We start from the raw sequence: 20,112 nt of genomic DNA on the forward strand, positions 1-20,112 counted from the left end.
GTCCTCATCGTTCCAGCGACACAGTCTGGTAATCCGCCCGCTCACCGGCGGGGCCAGGTTCGACGCGCATCTGCGGCGGCCACCAGATCACCATCTTGCCCTTGGTCGATTGCGGGCGTGAGCACGAATCACCTTTGCAGGTGGGCGTACAGCCGGTGATGAGCACCGCTGCGCCGATCAGGGTCATGCACAAAAGTCTGAGTTTCATGGCGTAGCCTTTTTATCGGAAGTGATCAAGGACGGACGGGGCACACTGATATGTTCATCCTTCAACACAGGGCGCATGGCGATAAATACCTCGGCTTCTTCACCTGGCTTGAGCCAGGCGCGTGGCCACACGGTGACCGCGAGGGTCTGCGAGTTGCTGCATTCCTTTTCATCGATACGCACATTGCGCTTGAACTGGTTGCGCAACACCACGACCGCCACGTTGTATTCCGGTCCGGCGTACCACTGGCTACGTTCGGTATTCAATGCCAACAAGTCTCGTGTGCTGCACAAGGTGTTCAGCCCCAGAGGCATCGGTGCCGGGTTGAACGCCTGGGGCACTTCCCCGCTGACGAGGCGTGCCAGGGTGCTGATGATGTCACTGCGCTTGATCACCGGCTCATGGGGGGAATAGCGCCTGGCCAGTGGTGTGAGAGCGGCTTGTAACTCGGCCTGATCGGCTTGCGGCAAGTAGCGTGACGGGTCGTCCTGGTCGCCGATGACGCGTGGTGTGAGGATAAATAAGCGCTCACGCCGATTATTCTGGCGTTCAGTCGATGAAAACAGCGCCTTGCCCAACAGTGGAATATCCCCCAGCAAGGGTATCTTTTTTTGCCTGTCAGAACTCTCAGTGACGTGGAAACCGCCGACCACCAGCGAGCGTTTTTCTTCCATCACAGCTTGTGTGCTGACCTTGCCCCGGCGCACATCCAAGTGATTGGGGTCGGGGTTGGTCTCGTCGAAATTGCCATCCTCAATATCCACTGCCAAATGGATCTGGTGAACGCCGCAGCTGGTGGTGACCCTGGGCACGACCTGAAAGCTGGTGCCCACGGTGACCGGTAAGATAGTTGCGTATTCGCTGCCGGGGGTCAGGTATTGGGTGCGGTTGAAGTCAATCACCGCGGGTTGGTTTTCCAGGGTGAGCACCGAGGGGTTTGAGACCATGGTTGCTAGCCCTTTGGCTTCCAGCGCGCGGATATCTGCGTAGAAACGATCACGGTTCTCGATCGATAACTGCGACGAGGTGCCGGGTGCCATGTTCGCGCCACCCCGGAAACGACTGTTCTGGAAACCCCAGTTCACCCCGAATTCGCGCAATTGCGTGCGCTCGATATCCAGAATGATCGCATCGATTTCGATCAGCTTGCGCGCGACGTCAAGTTGCGTGATCAACTCACGGTACATGGCCTGGCGTTCCGGCAAGTCGTAGATCAGCACCGCGTTGTTGCGCAGATCGGCTTCGACGCGTATCCGGCTGTTTGAGACCGGAGCGCGCGGGGTCAATGCGGGGGCTGCGTCGAACTGCCCGCTATTGCCATTTGCACCGAGCATTTGGCCTAGCAGTGGGTTGCCCAGCCGAGGAACGTTGGGGGTGAGCGGGGCAGGCTGGGACGTCGGGCGCTGGCTCAGTCCAGTGAGCGCAGAGGCAGAACGTGGTTCCAGCAGCCCCCGCAGAATAGTGGCGACGCCAGGTACGGTGAGCTTTTCTCCGCGATAATCCACATGACGGTCCGCCGCACTGGCAAACTTCAGCGGGTAACTCAGCACGCTCTGCTTCTCATCCGGCGAGCGGCGCTGACTGCTGAACTGCTTGATCTGATCGATATAGCGCTTGGGGCCGGAGACAAGTACCACGCCGTCTTCCGGCAACTCGCCCCACCCGAAACGGCTGTCGAGCAATCCGATATCGGTCAGCGCCTGCTTAAGGTCAGCAATCGTTTCCGAGGAGACTTCCAGGCGCGCGGACTCCTGCTGGTCCAGCGTACTGATGAAGAGGGTGTTGTTGTAGAGATACCACTGAAAACGGTGCTCGACGCCCAGCCTGTCCAGCATCGATTGCGGGGTGTTCGCGCGGATCTTGCCGTTGACGTCGCCTTCCAGCAGGCCCTCGATTTGCAGTTGCGTGCCGAAGGTCTGGGCGAAGTCTTCGAGCACTTCCCGTAAGGGTTTGTGTTCAGCTTCATAGGCGTAGGCGGTGTTTTTCCATTCGGCGGGGATGGCGGCAAGGCTGTTGTGCACCGGGGCCAGCAAGCAGGCAAATGCGACCAGGCATCGCCAGTCAGGCCGTTTGCAAGGAATTTCAGGCGGGTTGAGGCGCAAGCTGCTGCGCTTGAGGATCTTGTTATACATAAAAGCTTCCCTATCTAGTGCTGTAACGAGCGTAGCGACGTAGGTTTGAACGGATGGACCGGCTTGTTCAGGCGCGCGACAGTGGCGCGCCAGGTATCGCGTTGGTTGAGCAGGGACTCGATACAGCGCTGCAGATGCTGTGCGTCGTGTCTGTCGTGCACGCAATGAATCAGCCAGAGGTCACCACTCACTGGAGACTGAGCGAGAGCACCCTGAAAATGTGCCAGGCTGATCGCTCCGAGTCGCATCCAGGTCATCAGCGTTGATTTATTTGGGGGGGATTGGGTCAATTGGACACTGAGCAACAGAGTGGTCGAACAGAGACTCAGGACAACTTCGTCATCATTCTCGAATAATCTGAATTCCCCAGTGCCACGACTCAAATACTCGGCAAGTAACGCTTCCAATTTACTGCGCGCTGTCCAGGCCGGATTTGAGTAGCATGAACTGCACGCGGGTCTGCTCATTCAGTACATATTCAGATTTGCGGTGTTGAGTGATGAGGTCGAAAAAAAATTCCATGTCTTCCGCAGAACCGGAGTTGTTTTCTAGTGCGTAAGTGAGGTCTCGTTTAACGTGGCGTGCATCACTTAAGAGTCTGCTTTTAAAACCGTCGAAATAATTCATGGGATTTCCTCTAGGCGTACATCCCTTTTTGGTAAATATTTCAAATTGGTTCCATGGGGCTCCGGTTTTATTTCATGAAATGTATTCATTCGCCTTATTTCAAAGGGCTGTCATCATTTTTCATGAGGGTGTTGACCATGGAGATCCAGTCAATGCGGAAGTCGCCCTCTTCGGTATTCAATAGGAGCACTTGCGGTTCGATCGAATTTTCTGCGCGCAGCGTCCAGTGATTATTACCGCCGCTGTCCAGGCATCGCCTTACAGTCTCAAGTTCATGTGGGTTGCACACCAGTGTTGCTTTGATTGCGGGAACGTGGCATGCCACCAGTTGCTTGATAAGGGCGGCAATGCGGTGTGGGGCGGGCGTTTCTTCAAGGAGCAAATAGATAGTCTGGTTGGCAATCGACGTAGCGTGTCGTTCGAGGCTGTCACATAACGCCTGACGCTCGACTTCCCAACGTTGAAGTTGGGTATTCACACGCTGCCATATTTCCAGGCCGGCTTTTTCGAGCAAGTCTTCACGTTGTTCGTGTGCCTCTCGAAGTAATTGCCTAGCCGCTGCCTTTGCCTGTTCCACCACGTCACCGGCCAGGGTGTAACGTGCGAGTGCTTCGCACGAGACCAGGCTTCCCGGGACGGGAGGTGTTGCGCCAAGCGAGTCGATTTTGCGTCGGCATAACATCATTAATCTCCCTGTTCCCATGAATCAAAAGCGCCACTGTTGCCGTTCGCGCCCATCCGCCATATCACCGCATGCCAGAGGGTATCGAGACGGCTATGAGAGCCGTTGAGCGTCAGTGTTTTTTCTTCCAGGTCAAGGACGCGTCGGCGAGGAAAGCGCAGCCTGATTCGTTGCCAGGTAGCAGGGCTGATCCAGACGCGTAGTAATTGCAACGGATCGTTATCGGGTTGCAGGATATCAACGGGCAACGCTTTGGACAGACTGTTACACCACTGGTGATGGTGCTCATCCAGTGCCGTTGCGTAGGTAGGACGGCAGATGCCGTCGATCAGGGCGAGGCCCAGGTCCAGTTGTTTCATTGAAGCAACTGCCAATTGAAGTACCGTGGGGTCAGGTACTGGCGGTAGGCAGGGGGCAACGCCGTAATGTGTACCCGTGACTACCTGCCCACTGCGATGAAGCTCCACAAGCGCGGCGTATTTTTTTACCGTTTTCCAGTCTTCATGCGCATGTAACCAGGGGGCTGCCCACCATTGGGCCCATAAAAGATTACTCATTGTTTGAATGAGCCGGCAGGTCATGGGATGGCCCATGTGTTTGAGCCGGTAATACAGAGTCGTTCAGGACTTGTTGCGTTCGCTTATGCCAGAACACGCCTGCCGATATCAAAAGCACTAAGGTAAGCAGCGTGACCGTCACTAGGGTTTGCCAAAAAAAGATGTCATCTCCAGGAACCAGAAACGGCCCCAAGTAGGCCAGCCGTTGTTGGTCCAGATAAGCTGTCGCGGGCACGAAGACGACTGTCAGTTTTTGCGGGTTGTCGACGGCTGCGGCCATCCCCGGAATGCTACTTGCAACCATCCTGCGAACACGCGCCCTGATTTTGTCCGGGTCAAGCCGCGGATCATGTTTAATGAACACGGACGCGGAGGCGGGTTGTACTGGCTCCCCCGGAGCAATGCGCTCCGGCAATACCACATGTACGCGGGCCACGACAACGCCGTCAATGTTCGATAAAGTTGTTTCCAGCTCTTGGGATAACGCGTAGATGTAGCGGGCTCTTTCTTCCAGCGGCGTTGAAATCACGCCTTCTTTACGAAAGGTGTCGCCCAGCGTAGCGCGTGCTGCTCGAGGGAGCCCGACGGCCTCCAGTGTTCGTACGGCACGCGCCATGTCGGATGCATTGACAACCACGATGACGCCATCTTTTGCGGGGACTTTCGTGGCGCGGATATGTTTGTCTGCCAGTTCTGCTACGACTTCATTGGCCTCCTGTTCAGTGAGTTGGCGATGAAGCTCGACACGTTCACTGCAGGCATTCAATAGGAACGAGAAAAACAGGATGAATGCGATAAATAGCGGGCGATTCATTTTAACCTACTGGAGGTTGCTGATTTTATCGATGCATTGGGCCGTCTTGCCGACGCTCTTCGTCAACATGTGCGTCAGTAGCAAGGCGTCGGAAAGCTGACTTGGATATTTTCTAGCCTCGTCGAATTTGTTTGTGCCGCTGAGTGCGCGCAGACTCTTGGTCATGCGATCAGTGACAGAAGTTAGCTTGCCGGCGGCGTCGGCAAACGGGGTTTGTGGATTGAAATGACTAACCGCCATGTTCGGGAATGAAGAGGGAGTCAAGGCCGAGTTGAAAAAGTTTACATCTGTACTTGAGGCGCGCACGTCGTCTGTTCTGGAGACACCAGACAGTCTGATTTCAGCAGGATTTATAACGTTTATCATCATGGAGCCCCGCCGCTGAGTGGTATGGATTTGCAGTGTTTAGTGGGAATAACAATGTTCACTTAGATGGCCTCTCCGCAGGGGATGTCGGAAAGGCCAAGACGCTGTCGTGTAATTACAAACGCAGGGCGTCAACGGCTGATTTGATACCGCTGGTATTAGCGTTTTCTGCCGCTTTGAATGCGTTTTTTACGCCATCCGCCCGTTTTTTTGCTTCTGTGGCTTCAAGGCCTGCGTCGGCATCTTGAGCAGACATGCTGCTGTTATTGCCGAAACCGCCCGAATAAGGTGAAAAGGATGAGCTGCTAGGAATAGCCATGTTGTTTCTCCTTGTATAACGTTAGGTTTACTGGATTCAGCGATACTTTAAGACGGGGTTATCACCGCAATGCTGTTCCACTATTTATGTGGTTCAAGAGATGTATGCGTTCCCAGCAGCACTGGAAGGTATGTTTCAAAAGATGTGCTACCTTTTTGCTCGGCGCACGTTCAGGGCATTCTCAGTTCAGTGATACGCCTAGATGCTTCATTCGGTGGTAGAGCGTTCTTTTGGCAACACCCAGCTCATTCGCCACACTGTCGACACAGTGGCTGTTTTGACGAAGCGACTCCTCAATCAGCGACTTCTCCATCTGATGCAAGCGTGTCTTCAGGCTCATGTCTAGTTCCTGGCGGATCATCACTGTTGTAGAGAGCGGTGGCAGGCCGAGTACGAAGCGCTTCGCCGTGGAGCGTAGCTCGCGGACATTGCCTCTCCAGGAGTGGCACAGCAACTGCTGTAACAGCTGGTTACTGGGAGAGGGAGGGGGCTGGCATTTGAAGTGATCAGCCTCTTGCTCAATCATCTCAAGGAACATAGGTATGATCCGCCCTGGCTGATCCCGCAACGTTGGGAGGTGGATACCTACGACATTCAAGCGAAAGTATAGGTCGCGACGGAAGGTACCTTGCTCGACCATGTCGTGCAGGGCGTGCTGGGCAGATGCAATCACGCGCATGTCTACTGGGATGAATCGGGTAGAGCCTAAACGTTCCACCCCACGGGATTCCAATACGCGTAAAAGCTTTGCTTGCAGCGTCAACGGCATGCTGTCGATTTCATCTAGGTATAAGGTGCCCAGATGGGCCGCTTCAATGAAGCCAGCCCGAGATTGCATGGCGCCCGTGTAGGCGCCACTGTTTACGCCGAATAGCTGGCTTTCGGCAAGGCTTTCCGGAATGGCAGCACAGTTGACCGCGACGAAGTTTCCTTTGCGGCGGGAGAGGTGGTGTATATGGTGCGCCAAGGTATCTTTACCAGTACCTGTTTCTCCCAGTAGCAGAATATCTACATCGAGAGCCGCTGTGCTATTTACCGTGGTTTCGATACTCGGGCAATCAGAAAAAGATATATTTGTTATAAGTCTATTCTGACTGAGCGTCGACATGGCGCTTTGCTCCAATGTAGTGGCTGAGTTATGTGGGGCCTATCTCCGTATGCACTCAGTTAAACAGGAATTTTTTCTGATGTCACGATTCCGTCAATGCATAAAGTCATGCTTAAGGCTTAAGCAGTAGGTGTTAAAACTTATCAAGGTTTTATTGGCTTGTTTATACAAGAGGGGTGTAAGAGAAGTCTTAAAATAATAAGGAATAGCTTTGGTGGGCGCGGGTTTTTTCGGTAAAAGGTAAGGAGTATGCCGAACTTTTTTATTTAAAATTTTCAGGCAGTGTCCTGTTCATAGGTGCGTCCGTGAACAGAAAAGATTTTAAATTTGACGAGAGAGCGCCCACAAAAAAACCGATGCAACTGCATCGGTTTTTTTGTGGGCGGTGTAAATCGCGGGTGGTACTTATACGTTAAAGCGGAAGTGCATCACATCGCCATCTTTAACGATGTATTCCTTACCTTCCAAGCGCCACTTACCGGCTTCCTTGGTACCGGCTTCGCCCTTGTACTGGATGAAGTCGTTGTAGGCGATCACTTCGGCGCGGATGAAGCCCTTCTCGAAGTCGGTGTGGATCACGCCGGCAGCCTGTGGCGCGGTGGCGCCGACTTTGACGGTCCAGGCGCGGACTTCTTCGACACCGGCGGTGAAGTAAGTCTGTAGGTGCAGCATTTCGTAGCCAGCGCGGATCACTCGGTTCAGGCCAGGCTCTTCCAGGCCCAGGGCCTCGAGGAACATGTCTTTCTCTTCGCCGTCATCCAGCTCGGCGATTTCCGCTTCGATCTTGTTGCACACCGGAACCACGATCGCGCCTTCTTCGTCGGCGATAGCCTTGACCACGTCGAGCAGCGGGTTGTTCTCGAAGCCGTCTTCAGCAACGTTGGCGATGTACATCACAGGCTTGGTCGTCAGCAGATGGAAGCCCTTGATCACCGCTTTTTCGTCGGAGCTCATGTTCTTCATCAGGCTGCGCGCAGGCTTGCCTTCGGTAAAATGGGCAATCAGCTGCTCCAGCAGGCCTTTCTGGACCACTGCATCCTTGTCACCGCCCTTGGCGTTACGCGCAACCTTCTGCAGTTGCTTTTCGCAGCTGTCGAGGTCGGCGAAGATCAGTTCCAGGTCGATGATCTCGATGTCACGCTTCGGGTCAACGCTGTTGGAGACGTGAATCACGTTCTCGTCTTCAAAGCAGCGGACCACGTGGGCGATGGCATCGGTCTCGCGGATGTTGGCCAGGAACTTGTTACCCAGGCCTTCACCTTTCGACGCACCGGCTACCAGGCCGGCGATGTCGACGAATTCCATGGTGGTCGGCAGGATGCGCTTGGGATTGACGATGGCCGCCAATGCCGCAAGGCGCGGGTCCGGCATAGCCACGATACCGCTGTTGGGTTCGATGGTGCAGAAGGGGAAGTTCTCCGCTGCAATACCGGACTTGGTCAAGGCGTTGAACAGGGTGGATTTGCCGACGTTGGGCAGGCCGACGATGCCGCAATTGAATCCCATGGTGTTTCCCCTCGGTAAGAGTCAGGCCTTCTGGCTGTGCAGGTTTTTCATCGCGCGGTTCCATTCACCGGCGAAGATATCCGGCAGCACGCCGAGGGCAAAATCGATGCTGGCATCGAGTTTTTCCTGTTCGGCGCGTGGCGCACGACCCAGGACGAAATTTGAAACCATACTGGCAACGCCTGGGTGGCCAATGCCGAGCCGCAGACGGTAAAAATTATTCTGATTACCCAGCTGCGCAATGATGTCGCGCAGGCCATTGTGCCCGCCATGCCCGCCGCCGAGCTTGAGCTTGGCAACGCCGGGTGGCAGGTCCAGTTCGTCATGGGCCACCAGGATTTCCTCGGGTTTGATCCGGAAGAAGCCCGCAAGCGCCGCGACAGATTGGCCGCTGCGGTTCATGTAGGTGGTGGGAATCAGCAGACGAACATCCTGACCCTGATGCGAGAAGCGCCCGGTCAGGCCAAAATATTTGCGATCGGCCGCAAGGTTTACACCTTGTGCGTGGGCGATGCGCTCAACAAAAAGGGCCCCCGCGTTATGCCGGGTCTGTTCGTATTCGGCGCCTGGATTTCCCAGGCCAACGATCAGTTTAATGGCAGTCACGACAGGAGCCCTTCCTTTGGAGTTGTGAATAACATCGCCGCAACCTGGTTGCGGCGAAAGTGGACGACAGAAGCTAACTTATCCAGAGATAAACTTCGCGTTATCGCCCGCTTTCTCGCTACGTTTCGGTCCGCGATGTTTCCTCAAGCTCCGACGTTACAGAGAGAAATTACTCTGCAGCGGGTTCTTCAGCTTCGTCAGCTTCTACGACAACACGTGGAGCGTGGACGTTGGCAACAGCCTTGTCGTCATCGTGAGCCAGAGCGACGAATTCAACGCCTTTAGGGGCTTTGAGGTCGGACAAGTGAATGATGGTGCCGATTTCAGCAGCCGACAGGTCGACTTCGATGAACTCAGGCAGATCTTTCGGCAGGCAGCTTACTTCCAGCTCAGTGGCAGTGTGGGAAACAACGCCACCTTTCTTGATCGGTGCTTCTTCACCGACGAAGTGCACAGGTACGATAGCGTTCAGCTTTTGACCGGCTACAACGCGGATGAAGTCAGCGTGCAGCACGTGGCCTTTGGCTGGGTGGCGTTGCAGAGCCTTGATGATGACGTTCTGCTTTTTGCCACCGACGTTCAGCTCGATGATGTGGCTGTAGGCCGCATCGTTTTCGAGCAGTTTGGCAATTTCTTTAGCCAGCATGCTGATGGATTCAGGGGCTTTTTCGCCACCGTAAACTACAGCTGGAACCAGGCTTGCGAGACGACGCAGGCGGCGGCTCGCACCTTTCCCCAGGTCGGAACGCACTTCAGCATTCAGAGTAAAATCGTTCATGTTGTATCTCCAAAATAACCACATTCGCCCCAGCGTTTGCGACCAGCGCTAAAGGCGATATGGGCAAAAAAGCCCCGCCCCAACAAAATGCTGGGGCGGGGCGCTTTTCGTCAGTGAGGTGTACCGAAGGTTTGACCCTTAACGGAACATCGCGCTGATCGATTCTTCGTTGCTGATACGGCGAACCGCTTCGGCAACTACCGGTGCGATATCCAGTTGACGGATACGCGAACAGGCTTGAGCAGCAGCGGACAACGGGATGGTGTTAGTCACCACCAGTTCGTCCAGCATGGAATTCTCGATGTTCTCGATCGCTCGACCCGACAGCACAGGGTGTGTGCAGTAGGCGAAGACTTTAGCTGCACCGTGCTCTTTCAAGGCTTTGGCCGCGTGGCACAGGGTGCCGGCGGTGTCGACCATGTCATCAACCAGAATACAGGTACGCCCTTCGACATCACCGATGATATGCATCACTTCAGAGTGATTGGCTTTCTCACGGCGTTTGTCGATGATCCCGAGATCAACGCCCAGGGATTTGGCAACGGCCCGTGCACGCACGACGCCACCAATGTCCGGGGACACGATCATCAGGTTTTCAAAGCGCTGGTCTTCAATGTCATCCACCAAGACTGGGGAGCCGTAGATGTTATCTACCGGAATATCGAAGAACCCCTGGATTTGGTCAGCGTGCAGGTCAACCGTGAGAACACGGTCGATACCTACCACGGTCAGCATGTCAGCAACGACTTTCGCGCTGATAGCCACACGTGCGGAACGCGGACGGCGATCCTGACGGGCATAACCAAAGTAAGGGATTACAGCTGTGATTCGAGTCGCTGAGGAGCGGCGGAAGGCATCAGCCATCACGACGAGTTCCATCAGGTTATCGTTGGTCGGAGCGCAGGTCGGCTGAATAATGAAGACGTCTTTACCGCGGACATTTTCATTGATCTCGGCTGTAATTTCGCCGTCGGAGAATTTACCGACAGAGATGTCACCGAGAGGGATATGCAGCTGACGTACGACACGTCGAGCCAGATCGGGGTTGGCGTTCCCCGTAAAGACCATCATCTTGGACACGCGCAGTACCTAGAGGCTGAGGGTAACCTGGATGAGTATAGGAAAATGGCAGGGGCGGCTGGATTCGAACCAACGCATGGCAGGATCAAAACCTGCTGCCTTACCGCTTGGCGACGCCCCTGTATCTGTTGCAACGAGTGCCTAACACTCGATTCCTTTTAGAGCAGACTTTGCAGCTTACGATGCAACATCGAAACGTTGCTTCCTTTTGCTACAAACCCTGTAAGGGTCTCTGTAAGAAGGGCCGAGACTTTATCAGCTTCAGCTTTGCTTGGGAAGCCCCCAAACACACAACTTCCAGTTCCGGTTAATTTTGCTTCGGTAAATTTACCTAACAAATTCAAAGCGTTACGTACCTCTGGATAACGCCTTGCTACAACCGGTAAGCAGTCATTTCGACTGTTTCCCTTGGGAACGGGGCGCACTTTAATGGGAGGAGAGTTACGTGTCAACAGTGGATCTGAAAAAATTTCTGCTGTACTTACAGATACTTGCGGAACAAGCACAACGTACCACGGTTCTTCGGGGTATTCCGGGCTGAGTTTCTCCCCCACACCCTCGGCGAAAGCCGCGTGCCCACGCACGAAAACCGGGACGTCAGCGCCCAGCGCCAAACCCAGCGCAGCCAGGCGATCGTGGTCCCAACCCAGTTGCCACAAATGATTCAGTCCCAGCAGTGTGGTCGCGGCATTCGAGCTGCCGCCACCGATACCACCGCCCATGGGCAGGATTTTATCGATCCAGATATCGATGCCGAGCGGGCAGCCGGATTGTTCCTTAATTTTTTTGGCGGCCTTCACAATCAGGTTGCTGTCGTGAGGAACGCCTTCGAACTCGGTGTGCAACTGAATCACGCCGTCGTCGCGGACGGCGAAAGTCAGTTCATCGCCGTAGTCGAGAAATTGAAACAGCGTCTGCAACTCGTGATAACCGTCTTCGCGGCGACCCAGAATATGCAGCATCAAATTGAGTTTGGCCGGGGAGGGCAGGGTCAGCGTTTGTACTGTCACGTTATTGCCCCAGCTTGCGCGGTTGCCAGTCCTTGATCACCAGCGTGACGTCAAGGTCGGTACCGTGCAGTTTGATGCGCTCGGGCAACCAGTAACCGCTTTGTTCTACGTAGCTTAGGTATTCGACTTGCCAGCCATCCTGTTCCAGGGTAGCCAGGCGGCTGTCGCCATTCAGGCTCAGACGGCTTTTGCTGTCAGGCGCTGGCAGGCCGCGTACCCACCAGACCAGATGGGACACTGGCAGCTTCCAGCCAATCTGTTCTTCAAGCAGTACTTCCGGCGAGGTCGCCTCATAGCGCCCCTGGTTGGCCACTTCGAGGCTGACTTGCCCCGGACGGCCGGTCAGGCGTGCGGCACCCCGGCCCAGCGGGCCGGAAAGACGAATGTCATAGTAATCCTGGCGTTGCAGCCAGAACAGCGTGCCGCTGCCGGAATCTTTGGGGGCGCGAACCCCTACTTTGCCTTCGATCTGCCAGCCATCGATGCTGCTGAGCTGGTCTTTGTGCTGTTTCCATTGCGCCGGGTTGCCCTGGCCCTCAACGGATTCACGGGCGCCGAAACCCGCGCAACCGGCGAGCAGGGCGATAAAACTGAACACTACGATGTGGCGCAAGAACATAAGCTTAAAGGGTCTCGGAACCGGTCAGGCGCTTGATGGTGCTGCGCAGGATGGTGCTTTCGGGTTGTTCCTTGAGGAATTTTTCCCAGATTTGTCGTGCTTCGCGCTGTTTGCCATTGGCCCACAACACTTCGCCCAGGTGAGCGGCGACTTCCTGGTCGGGGAAGCGTTCCAGCGCCAGGCGCAGCAAGCGTTCGGCTTCGTCCAGGTTGCCCAGGCGGTAATTCACCCAGCCCAGGCTGTCGAGTACGGCCGGGTCTTCAGGGTTGAGCTTGTGGGCTTGTTCGATCAGTGCCTTGGCTTCGTCGTAACGGGTAGTACGGTCGGACAAGGTGTAACCCAAGGCATTGAGGGCCATCGCATTGTCCGGGTCGCGCTTGATGATCAGGCGCAGGTCTTTTTCCATCTGCCCCAAGTCATTGCGTTTTTCCGCCTGCATGGCGCGGGTGTACAACAGGTTCAAATCGTCAGGGAATTGCAACAAGGCTTGTTGCAGCAATTTCCAGGCGCGCTCACCCTGATTGTTGGCCGACAAAGTCTCGGCCTGGATCAGGTAAAGCTGGATGGCGTAGTCCGGCTCGGCATCGCGCGCGGCGGTCAGGCGTTTTTCCGCCTCATCGGTGCGACCGTTGCTCATCAGGATATCGGCCTGGCGCAATTGGGCTGGCAGGTAGTCATTGCCGGGGCCGACCTGGGCATATTCGAGCAGGGCGGCCTGCGGATCATTGCGTTCTTCGGCGATGCGGCCGAGGTTCAGGCGCGCCGAGTCCACATGGCTTTCGCGCTGGATCAGCTCTTCCAGGTAACCCTTGGCCTCGTCCCACGCCTTGGCTTCCAGGCATACCAGCGCCAGGGAATAACGCAATTCGTCGTCGTCCGGGTATTGCTGGACCAGATTGGCGAACTGCACTTTGGCGTCCTCCATGCGGTCCTGCTCTACCAGCATGCGTGCGTAAGTCAGGCGCAGACGCTTGTCGTCCGGGTACTTCTTGATACTTTTTTCCAGCAGCGGAATCGCTTCCTTGCCGCGATTGAGGTTCTGCAACAGACGTGCGCGTAACAGGATCGGTGCAACCTCGCCTTCTTCCGGCGGATTCTGTTCCAGCAGTTTGAGCGCTGCGTCGGCTTCGTCACCCTGCTGCAGCAGCAAGGCCTTGCCGAAAATCAGCTGGCTGTTTTTCGGATGTTTTTGCAGCAGGCGGTCGAAACTCTTCATCAGGCCATTGCGCGTGTCCTGGTCGGTGTCGGCAGCTGACAGCGCGAGGAAGTCGAAATGGGTGTCGCCTTTGCCCTGCAGGACTTTCTCCATGTAGACCATGGAGTCGTCATAGCGCTCGGCGCGCGCCAGTTGGATCGCCGCCGCGCGCTGTGCTTCCAGGTCGTCCGGTGCGTTTTTCGCCCAGATCAGCGACGTGTCCAGCGCAGCCTGGTCGGCGCCCAGGTACTCGGCGATGCGAAACGCCCGCTCGGAAATCCCCGGATCCTGTGTGTTGATGGCCTGGGTCACGTAGTTGTCCAGCGCAATATCGAAGCGATTGCGCTGGCCGGCCAGCTCCGCGCTCAGCAGGCTGAACACCGTTTCTTCACTGAACGATGAATAAACCTTGGGCTTTTCAGGGGCGGGGGTGCTGTCTTCTACGGGCGGTGTACCGTCCGGCGACACGGGTGCCATGGCCTGGCAGCCGCTGAGGAAGACAAAAGCAAGGAGCAACGCGGAAGATGTATTCATATAGGAAGAGGACGACTAACCTGCGGTCGGATCATCATGACACAAGCCTTCGGCCAAACATAACCGAGACTCAGTGGACGCCTTTCATAGGCACAACATATAGGGACAATAGACGACGGTGGTTGTTCTGAATCTTTCGAAGTAGGACAATTGTCGGCTTCCCGACATCATCAGCGATATTGAATGGCCTTCCTCGCACTCGGTATTAACCACAAGACTGCCTCCGTAGACGTGCGCGAGCGCGTTGCGTTTACGCCAGAGCAGTTGGTTGAGGCCTTGCAGCAGCTCTGCCGGCTCACCGACAGTCGCGAAGCTGCGATCCTTTCAACCTGCAATCGCAGCGAGCTTTATATAGAGCAGGAACATCTTTCAGCGGATGTGGTGCTGCGCTGGCTGGCCGATTATCACCATTTGAGTCTCGATGACCTGCGTGCCTGCGCTTATGTGCATGAAGAGGATGCGGCAGTTCGTCACATGATGCGTGTGGCGTCCGGCCTCGATTCGCTGGTGTTGGGTGAGCCGCAGATCCTCGGCCAGATGAAGTCCGCCTACGCCGTAGCGCGCGAAGCCGGAACCGTCGGCCCGCTGCTGGGGCGCTTGTTCCAGGCCACGTTCAACTCCGCCAAGCAGGTGCGCACCGACACTGCCATCGGAGAAAACCCGGTGTCCGTGGCGTTTGCTGCGGTGAGCCTGGCCAAGCAGATTTTCAGTGACTTGCAACGCAGCCAGGCCTTGTTGATTGGCGCGGGGGAGACCATCACCCTGGTCGCCCGTCACCTGCATGACCTGGGGGTCAAGCGGATCGTGGTCGCCAACCGCACGCTTGAGCGCGCCAGCATCCTTGCCGAACAGTTCGGCGCGCATGCCGTGTTGTTGTCTGACATCCCGGCCGAACTGGTGCGCAGCGATATCGTCATCAGTTCCACTGCCAGCCAGTTGCCGATCCTTGGCAAAGGCGCGGTCGAAAGCGCGCTGAAGCTGCGCAAGCACAAACCGATCTTTATGGTGGACATCGCCGTTCCCCGCGATATCGAGCCCGAAGTCGGCGACTTGGACGACGTTTACCTCTATAGCGTTGACGATCTGCACGAAGTGGTCGCCGAAAATCTCAAGAGCCGCCAGGGTGCAGCCCAGGCTGCTGAGGAAATGGTGAGCACCGGCGCCGAAGATTTCATGGTGCGCTTGCGTGAATTGGCGGCGGTGGATGTGCTCAAGGCGTATCGTCAGCAAGGCGAACGCCTGCGCGACGAGGAGCTGATCAAAGCCCAGCGCCTGCTGGCCAATGGCAGCAGCGCTGAAGAGGTGCTGATGCAACTGGCCCGTGGCCTCACCAACAAGTTACTCCACGCCCCCAGCGTACAATTAAAAAAGCTAACTGCCGAAGGCCGCCTCGATGCGCTGGCCATGGCCCAGGAACTCTTTGCCCTCGGTGAGGGCGCGTCAGAAAGCTCTTCGGATAAAAAACCGCAATGAAAGCGTCACTGCTCAATAAACTGGACGTGCTCCAGGACCGTTTCGAAGAACTGACCGCCTTGCTCGGCGATGGCGAGGTCATTTCCGATCAGACCAAGTTCCGCGCCTATTCCAAGGAATACGCCGAAGTTGAGCCGGTTGTGGCCACCTACAAAAACTTGCTGAAAGTGCAGGCCGATCTTGAAGGCGCCCAGGCGCTGCTCAAGGACAGCGACCCGGACATGCGTGAAATGGCCGTGGAAGAAGTCCGCGAGGCCAAGGAAAAGCTGGCCGAGCTGGAAGGCGACCTGCAACGCATGTTGCTGCCCAAGGATCCGAACGACGGGCGCAACGTGTTCCTAGAAATCCGTGCCGGCACTGGCGGCGATGAGGCGGCGATCTTCTCCGGCGACCTGTTCCGCATGTATTCGCGTTATGCCGAGCGTCGCGGCTGGCGGGTCGAAATCCTGTCCGAGAACGAAGGCGAACACGGCGGCTATAAAGAAGTCATCGCGCGGGTTGAAGGCGATAACGTCTACGGCAAGCTCAAGTTTGAGTCCGGTGCACATCGCGTGCAGCGCGTTCCGGCGACTGAATCCCAAGGCCGCATCCACACCTCGGCGTGCACCGTCGCGGTGTTGCCTGAGCCGGACGAGCAGGAAGCCATCGAGATCAACCCGGCTGACTTGCGTGTCGATACCTACCGCTCGTCGGGCGCCGGTGGCCAGCACGTCAACAAGACTGATTCGGCGATCCGTATCACCCACTTGCCGTCGGGTATCGTGGTGGAGTGCCAGGAGGAGCGTTCCCAGCACAAAAACCGTGCGCGGGCGATGTCGTGGTTGTCGGCCAAGCTCAATGACCAGCAGACCAGCGCCGCCGCGAACGCAATTGCCAGCGAGCGCAAGTTGCTGGTGGGTTCTGGCGACCGTTCCGAGCGTATCCGCACCTACAACTTTGCCCAGGGCCGGGTCACCGACCACCGGGTTAACCTCACCCTTTATTCCCTTGACGAAATTCTCGCGGGTGGCGTCGACGCGGTGATCGAGCCGTTACTCGCCGAGTATCAGGCCGATCAATTAGCGGCGATAGGTGAGTAAATGACCATCATTGCCAGCCTGCTGCGCGCCGCTGATCTGCCCGATTCGCCCACCGCGCGCCTGGATGCTGAATTGTTGCTGGCGGCTGCGCTGGGCAAGTCCCGCAGCTACCTGCACACCTGGCCGGAAAAAATTGTCAGCAGTGAAGACGCGTTGACCTTTGCCGGCTACCTGCAACGCCGTCGCGGCGGTGAGCCGGTGGCGTATATCCTCGGCCAGCAAGGCTTCTGGAAGCTGGACCTGGAGGTCGCGCCGCACACGCTGATCCCGCGTCCGGACACCGAACTGCTGGTGGAAACCGCCCTGGAACTGTTGCCAGCCACGCCCGCCACGGTCCTCGACCTGGGCACCGGCAGCGGGGCCATCGCGTTGGCCCTGGCCAGCGAGCGCCCAGCCTGGCAGATCACCGCTGTCGACCGAGTATTGGAAGCTGTGGCCCTGGCCGAGCGCAATCGCCAGCGCCTGCACCTCAATAACGCAGCGGTGCTGAACAGCCACTGGTTCAGCGCGCTGCAGGGTCATACCTATGACCTGATCATTAGCAACCCGCCGTATATTGCCGACAATGATCCACACCTGGTGGCCGGTGACGTGCGCTTCGAGCCGGCCAGCGCATTGGTGGCCGGTCATGACGGCTTGGATGACCTGCGCCTGATCATCAAAGAAGCCCCCGCTCACCTGAATGCTGGCGGCCGGCTGTTGCTGGAGCACGGTTACGACCAGGCCCCGGCTGTGCGCGATCTGCTGTTGAGTGAAGGCTTTGAAGAGGTACACAGCCGTATCGATCTCGGCGGACACGAGCGCATCACGCTGGGACGCCGGCCGTGCTGAGCGATCAGGAGCTGTTGCGCTATAGCCGACAGATTCTGTTGCAGCATGTCGACATCGACGGCCAGTTGCGCCTGAAAAACGGCCGTGCATTGATCGTTGGTCTTGGTGGGCTGGGCGCACCCGTTGCGCTGTACCTGGCGGCCGCGGGTGTGGGTGAGTTGCATCTGGCGGACTTCGACACGGTCGACCTGACCAACCTGCAACGCCAGATCATCCATGACACCGACAGCGTTGGGCAGACCAAGGTCGACTCGGCCCTGCGCCGCCTGAGCGCCATCAACCCCGAAATCAAGCTGACTGCCCACCGCGCTGCGCTGGATGCCGATTCCTTGGCCGCCGCGGTAGGTGCGGTCGATGTTGTGCTCGATTGCAGCGACAACTTCTCCACGCGCGAGGCGGTCAACGTTGCTTGCGTTGCCGCCGGCAAGCCACTGATCAGCGGCGCGGCGATTCGCCTTGAAGGCCAATTGTCAGTGTTCGACCCGCGTCGCGCCGAAAGCCCGTGTTACCACTGTTTATATGGGCACGGCAGCGACACCGAACTCACCTGCAGCGAAGCCGGCGTAGTTGGTCCGCTGGTGGGCGTGGTGGGCAGCCTGCAGGCGCTGGAAGCCTTGAAACTGCTGGCCGGTTTCGGCGAACCCTTGGTGGGCCGCCTGTTGCTCATCGATGCCTTGACCACGCGTTTTCGCGAGCTGCGCGTGAAGCGTGACCCCGGCTGCAGCGTGTGCGGGACCCAACATGGTTAAGGGCGCGCCCATCGGTGTGTTCGATTCCGGTGTTGGCGGCTTGTCGGTACTGGCCGAAATTCAGCAATTGCTGCCCCATGAGTCGTTGCTGTACGTGGCCGACTGCGGGCATATCCCCTATGGCGAGAAAACCCCGTCGTTTATTCGTGAGCGTTCGCGGCAGGTTGCGGCGTTTCTCTGCGACAAGGGCGCCAAGGCATTTGTGATTGCCTGCAACACCGCGACCGTCGCGGCCGTCGCCGACTTGCGCCAAGACTATCCCGACTGGCCATTGGTGGGCATGGAGCCCGCCGTCAAACCTGCTGCCGCCGCCACCCGCAGCGGCGTGGTCGGTGTGCTTGCCACTACCGGCACCCTGCAAAGCGCCAAGTTCGCTGCGCTGCTGGACCGCTTCGCCACTGATGTTCGGGTCATCACCCAACCCTGCCCGGGCCTGGTGGAGCTGATTGAAACCGGCGACCTGAACAGCCCCGCCCTGGGCCAGTTATTGCAGGGTTACATCGAACCGCTGCTCAGCGCCGGTTGCGACACCATCATCCTCGGCTGCACCCACTATCCCTTCCTCAAGCCGCTCCTGGCGCAGATGCTGCCCCCCAGCATCATCCTTATCGACACCGGTGCCGCCGTGGCCCGCCAGCTCAAGCGTTTACTGAGTGAGCGCGATCTTCTGGCCGTCGGCGATCCTGAACCTGCACAGTTCTGGACCAGTGGCGATCTGCAACATTTCAGAAACATCCTACCTACATTATGGAAAACTTCCGGAAATGTGAGTGATTTCAGCTTGTGAAAAATTCGTGAAAAAATCACGGTTTTCGACTGAACTTCTGCATTAACGGCGACTTCTATAGCACGTTAGCCTGTACATAAATCTTACAACGTCGTTTGAAGGGATGTTTCATATGAAGCGTTTTCTCTGTTTGGCTGCGCTTGCGGCCACGGTAATGGGGCACTCTTTTTCGGCGCAAGCCGCCGGGTTGGAGTTTGGTCTGGGGGCAACCAGTGATTCAACGCTGACCTATCGGTTGGGGTTGACGTCGGATTGGGACAAGAGCTGGATGCAGAGCGATATGGGTCGCCTGACGGGCTATTGGAGCGGTGCTTACACTTACTGGGAGGGTGACGATCGCGCCGGTGCCAGCAGCCTGTCGTTCTCGCCCGTGTTTGTGTATGAGTTTGCCGGGCAGTCGGTCAAACCCTACATCGAAGCCGGGATCGGCGTAGCGGTGTTCTCCCGTACCCAGCTGGAAGACAACAACATTGGCCAGGCCTTTCAGTTCGAAGACCGCCTGGGTTTTGGTCTGCGGTTTACCGGTGGGCATGAAGTGGGCATTCGTGCCACGCACTATTCCAACGCCGGGATCAGCAGCAATAACGACGGGGTAGAGAGCTACTCGCTGCATTACACCATGGCGCTGTAATCTTCAGGCCACTGATCCCGCTGTGGGGGCGGGCTTGCTCGCTTCCACATTTGGATTTCTACTTGTTTCAAGGTCAGCGATACGCCGTCGCAATCCCTTCGCGTTCGGTCAAACACTCCGGCGCACCCATCTCGAACTCTCGGCAAATCAACGGCCGTCGCTCATAGATCGTGCACATCATCGTGTCCCGATCCAGCGCTGCGCACCAGCCGTCTTCCAGGCGCAGCATCACTTCGCCGCCCCAATCGTCGGTATCGATATAGCGCTCCGGCACGCCGGTGTCGGTAATCAGCATCACTTCCAACTGGCAGCAGCAGGCCGCGCACGTCGAGCAGGTGACGGCGGGTTCAGCGATTTGGGTGTGGGGGATGTTGGGCATGGCGGCAGCTTCAAGCTTTGAGCGGCAAGCTGCAAGTAAAAG

At 57.0% G+C, this 20,112-nt stretch carries 23 protein-coding genes and 1 tRNA gene; 6 read left to right on the forward strand and 18 right to left on the reverse strand.

Annotated features, from left to right (window positions below; all coding sequences use genetic code 11):
* Positions 1-4 precede the first annotated feature (4 nt).
* From hrpT to AACY08_RS04560, 17 genes are all read right to left on the reverse strand, one after another.
* Complete coding sequence (gene hrpT / locus AACY08_RS04480; RefSeq protein ID WP_339468335.1) at positions 5-208, reverse strand: HrpT family type III secretion system protein; 204 nt, start codon at positions 206-208, stop codon at positions 5-7.
* Positions 205-2,340: a type III secretion system outer membrane ring subunit SctC gene (gene sctC, locus AACY08_RS04485; RefSeq protein ID WP_339468336.1), complete on the reverse strand. Its 2,136-nt coding sequence runs from the start codon at positions 2,338-2,340 to the stop codon at positions 205-207. Before sctC ends, hrpT begins: the two co-directional genes overlap by 4 nt.
* A 408-nt stretch (positions 2,341-2,748) precedes the next feature.
* Positions 2,749-2,967: a hypothetical protein gene (locus tag AACY08_RS04490; protein ID WP_339468338.1), complete on the reverse strand. Its 219-nt coding sequence runs from the start codon at positions 2,965-2,967 to the stop codon at positions 2,749-2,751.
* Positions 2,968-3,061: 94 nt separating this feature from the next.
* Positions 3,062-3,649, reverse strand: a complete 588-nt coding sequence (sctL, locus tag AACY08_RS04495; protein ID WP_339468339.1) for a type III secretion system stator protein SctL — start codon at positions 3,647-3,649, stop codon at positions 3,062-3,064.
* A 2-nt stretch (positions 3,650-3,651) separates the two neighbouring features.
* Complete coding sequence (locus AACY08_RS04500) at positions 3,652-4,206, reverse strand: type III secretion protein (RefSeq protein WP_339468341.1); 555 nt, start codon at positions 4,204-4,206, stop codon at positions 3,652-3,654.
* Positions 4,199-5,020, reverse strand: coding sequence for a type III secretion system inner membrane ring lipoprotein SctJ (gene sctJ, locus AACY08_RS04505; protein WP_339468342.1), 822 nt, complete (start codon positions 5,018-5,020; stop codon positions 4,199-4,201). Before sctJ ends, AACY08_RS04500 begins: the two co-directional genes overlap by 8 nt.
* Before the next feature lie 6 nt (positions 5,021-5,026).
* The gene (locus AACY08_RS04510) at positions 5,027-5,389 is read right to left on the reverse strand and encodes a hypothetical protein (protein WP_339468343.1); all 363 of its coding nucleotides are present in this window, start codon (positions 5,387-5,389) and stop codon (positions 5,027-5,029) included.
* A gap of 112 nt (positions 5,390-5,501) precedes the next feature.
* Positions 5,502-5,705 (reverse strand): hypothetical protein, encoded by a 204-nt coding sequence (locus tag AACY08_RS04515; protein WP_339468344.1) that lies wholly within the window; start codon positions 5,703-5,705, stop codon positions 5,502-5,504.
* A 181-nt stretch (positions 5,706-5,886) separates the two neighbouring features.
* Positions 5,887-6,813 carry a sigma 54-interacting transcriptional regulator gene (locus AACY08_RS04520; protein WP_339468345.1) on the reverse strand — a complete coding sequence of 309 codons (927 nt, stop codon included), beginning with the start codon at positions 6,811-6,813 and terminating at the stop codon, positions 5,887-5,889.
* A gap of 405 nt (positions 6,814-7,218) precedes the next feature.
* Positions 7,219-8,319, reverse strand: coding sequence for a redox-regulated ATPase YchF (gene ychF / locus AACY08_RS04525; protein WP_339468346.1), 1,101 nt, complete (start codon positions 8,317-8,319; stop codon positions 7,219-7,221).
* Positions 8,320-8,340: 21 nt separating this feature from the next.
* Entirely contained in the window at positions 8,341-8,925 is a 585-nt protein-coding gene (gene pth, locus AACY08_RS04530; RefSeq protein ID WP_017529915.1) for an aminoacyl-tRNA hydrolase, read from the reverse strand.
* A 169-nt stretch (positions 8,926-9,094) separates the two neighbouring features.
* Complete coding sequence (locus tag AACY08_RS04535; RefSeq protein ID WP_339468347.1) at positions 9,095-9,703, reverse strand: 50S ribosomal protein L25/general stress protein Ctc; 609 nt, start codon at positions 9,701-9,703, stop codon at positions 9,095-9,097.
* A 138-nt stretch (positions 9,704-9,841) separates the two neighbouring features.
* The gene (locus tag AACY08_RS04540; RefSeq protein ID WP_003208392.1) at positions 9,842-10,783 is read right to left on the reverse strand and encodes a ribose-phosphate pyrophosphokinase; all 942 of its coding nucleotides are present in this window, start codon (positions 10,781-10,783) and stop codon (positions 9,842-9,844) included.
* 46 nt (positions 10,784-10,829) lie between these two features.
* A tRNA-Gln gene (locus tag AACY08_RS04545) sits at positions 10,830-10,904 on the reverse strand.
* 37 nt (positions 10,905-10,941) lie between these two features.
* Positions 10,942-11,745 (reverse strand): 4-(cytidine 5'-diphospho)-2-C-methyl-D-erythritol kinase, encoded by an 804-nt coding sequence (ispE, locus tag AACY08_RS04550; RefSeq protein WP_370467897.1) that lies wholly within the window; start codon positions 11,743-11,745, stop codon positions 10,942-10,944.
* A 49-nt stretch (positions 11,746-11,794) separates the two neighbouring features.
* Positions 11,795-12,412, reverse strand: a complete 618-nt coding sequence (gene lolB / locus AACY08_RS04555) for a lipoprotein insertase outer membrane protein LolB (protein WP_049710107.1) — start codon at positions 12,410-12,412, stop codon at positions 11,795-11,797.
* A gap of 4 nt (positions 12,413-12,416) precedes the next feature.
* Positions 12,417-14,141, reverse strand: coding sequence for a tetratricopeptide repeat protein (locus AACY08_RS04560; RefSeq protein ID WP_339468351.1), 1,725 nt, complete (start codon positions 14,139-14,141; stop codon positions 12,417-12,419).
* A gap of 183 nt (positions 14,142-14,324) precedes the next feature.
* On the opposite strand from AACY08_RS04560, the gene hemA reads away from it, so the two are divergent.
* The 6 genes from hemA (at position 14,325) to AACY08_RS04590 (ending at position 19,691) form a co-directional block, all read left to right on the forward strand.
* Positions 14,325-15,614: a glutamyl-tRNA reductase gene (gene hemA, locus AACY08_RS04565; RefSeq protein ID WP_339468353.1), complete on the forward strand. Its 1,290-nt coding sequence runs from the start codon at positions 14,325-14,327 to the stop codon at positions 15,612-15,614.
* On the forward strand, positions 15,611-16,693 hold the full coding sequence (gene prfA / locus AACY08_RS04570) for a peptide chain release factor 1 (RefSeq protein WP_010565625.1): 1,083 nt from the start codon (positions 15,611-15,613) through the stop codon (positions 16,691-16,693). Before hemA ends, prfA begins: the two co-directional genes overlap by 4 nt.
* Positions 16,694-17,524: a peptide chain release factor N(5)-glutamine methyltransferase gene (gene prmC, locus AACY08_RS04575; protein WP_339468354.1), complete on the forward strand. Its 831-nt coding sequence runs from the start codon at positions 16,694-16,696 to the stop codon at positions 17,522-17,524.
* On the forward strand, positions 17,518-18,273 hold the full coding sequence (locus tag AACY08_RS04580; RefSeq protein WP_339456657.1) for a molybdopterin-synthase adenylyltransferase MoeB: 756 nt from the start codon (positions 17,518-17,520) through the stop codon (positions 18,271-18,273). The genes prmC and AACY08_RS04580 overlap by 7 nt, the downstream gene beginning before the upstream one ends.
* Positions 18,266-19,060 (forward strand): glutamate racemase, encoded by a 795-nt coding sequence (gene murI / locus AACY08_RS04585; protein ID WP_339468355.1) that lies wholly within the window; start codon positions 18,266-18,268, stop codon positions 19,058-19,060. Before AACY08_RS04580 ends, murI begins: the two co-directional genes overlap by 8 nt.
* Before the next feature lie 112 nt (positions 19,061-19,172).
* Complete coding sequence (locus AACY08_RS04590) at positions 19,173-19,691, forward strand: acyloxyacyl hydrolase (protein ID WP_339468356.1); 519 nt, start codon at positions 19,173-19,175, stop codon at positions 19,689-19,691.
* 73 nt (positions 19,692-19,764) lie between these two features.
* On the opposite strand, the gene AACY08_RS04595 is transcribed toward AACY08_RS04590, so the two are convergent.
* Entirely contained in the window at positions 19,765-20,070 is a 306-nt protein-coding gene (locus AACY08_RS04595) for a YkgJ family cysteine cluster protein (protein WP_339456660.1), read from the reverse strand.
* Between the last annotated feature and the right edge of the window lie 42 nt (positions 20,071-20,112).

Origin of the sequence: Pseudomonas sp. EL_65y_Pfl1_R83, assembly GCF_963970695.1 — a bacterium.
GTDB lineage: Bacteria > Pseudomonadota > Gammaproteobacteria > Pseudomonadales > Pseudomonadaceae > Aquipseudomonas > Aquipseudomonas tritici.

What these genes read in the sequence shown, in the direction of transcription:
- hrpT (WP_339468335.1), bottom strand. Translation starts at nt 208, where the DNA reads ATGAAACTCAGACTTTTGTGCATGACCCTGATCGGCGCAGCGGTGCTC.
- sctC (WP_339468336.1), bottom strand. Translation starts at nt 2,340, where the DNA reads ATGTATAACAAGATCCTCAAGCGCAGCAGCTTGCGCCTCAACCCGCCT.
- AACY08_RS04490 (WP_339468338.1), bottom strand. Translation starts at nt 2,967, where the DNA reads ATGAATTATTTCGACGGTTTTAAAAGCAGACTCTTAAGTGATGCACGC.
- sctL (WP_339468339.1), bottom strand. Translation starts at nt 3,649, where the DNA reads ATGTTATGCCGACGCAAAATCGACTCGCTTGGCGCAACACCTCCCGTC.
- AACY08_RS04500 (WP_339468341.1), bottom strand. Translation starts at nt 4,206, where the DNA reads ATGAGTAATCTTTTATGGGCCCAATGGTGGGCAGCCCCCTGGTTACAT.
- sctJ (WP_339468342.1), bottom strand. Translation starts at nt 5,020, where the DNA reads ATGAATCGCCCGCTATTTATCGCATTCATCCTGTTTTTCTCGTTCCTA.
- AACY08_RS04510 (WP_339468343.1), bottom strand. Translation starts at nt 5,389, where the DNA reads ATGATGATAAACGTTATAAATCCTGCTGAAATCAGACTGTCTGGTGTC.
- AACY08_RS04515 (WP_339468344.1), bottom strand. Translation starts at nt 5,705, where the DNA reads ATGGCTATTCCTAGCAGCTCATCCTTTTCACCTTATTCGGGCGGTTTC.
- AACY08_RS04520 (WP_339468345.1), bottom strand. Translation starts at nt 6,813, where the DNA reads ATGTCGACGCTCAGTCAGAATAGACTTATAACAAATATATCTTTTTCT.
- ychF (WP_339468346.1), bottom strand. Translation starts at nt 8,319, where the DNA reads ATGGGATTCAATTGCGGCATCGTCGGCCTGCCCAACGTCGGCAAATCC.
- AACY08_RS04535 (WP_339468347.1), bottom strand. Translation starts at nt 9,703, where the DNA reads ATGAACGATTTTACTCTGAATGCTGAAGTGCGTTCCGACCTGGGGAAA.
- ispE (WP_370467897.1), bottom strand. Translation starts at nt 11,745, where the DNA reads ATGCTGCATATTCTGGGTCGCCGCGAAGACGGTTATCACGAGTTGCAG.
- lolB (WP_049710107.1), bottom strand. Translation starts at nt 12,412, where the DNA reads ATGTTCTTGCGCCACATCGTAGTGTTCAGTTTTATCGCCCTGCTCGCC.
- AACY08_RS04560 (WP_339468351.1), bottom strand. Translation starts at nt 14,141, where the DNA reads ATGAATACATCTTCCGCGTTGCTCCTTGCTTTTGTCTTCCTCAGCGGC.
- hemA (WP_339468353.1), top strand. Translation starts at nt 14,325, where the DNA reads ATGGCCTTCCTCGCACTCGGTATTAACCACAAGACTGCCTCCGTAGAC.
- prfA (WP_010565625.1), top strand. Translation starts at nt 15,611, where the DNA reads ATGAAAGCGTCACTGCTCAATAAACTGGACGTGCTCCAGGACCGTTTC.
- prmC (WP_339468354.1), top strand. Translation starts at nt 16,694, where the DNA reads ATGACCATCATTGCCAGCCTGCTGCGCGCCGCTGATCTGCCCGATTCG.
- murI (WP_339468355.1), top strand. Translation starts at nt 18,266, where the DNA reads ATGGTTAAGGGCGCGCCCATCGGTGTGTTCGATTCCGGTGTTGGCGGC.
- AACY08_RS04590 (WP_339468356.1), top strand. Translation starts at nt 19,173, where the DNA reads ATGAAGCGTTTTCTCTGTTTGGCTGCGCTTGCGGCCACGGTAATGGGG.
- AACY08_RS04595 (WP_339456660.1), bottom strand. Translation starts at nt 20,070, where the DNA reads ATGCCCAACATCCCCCACACCCAAATCGCTGAACCCGCCGTCACCTGC.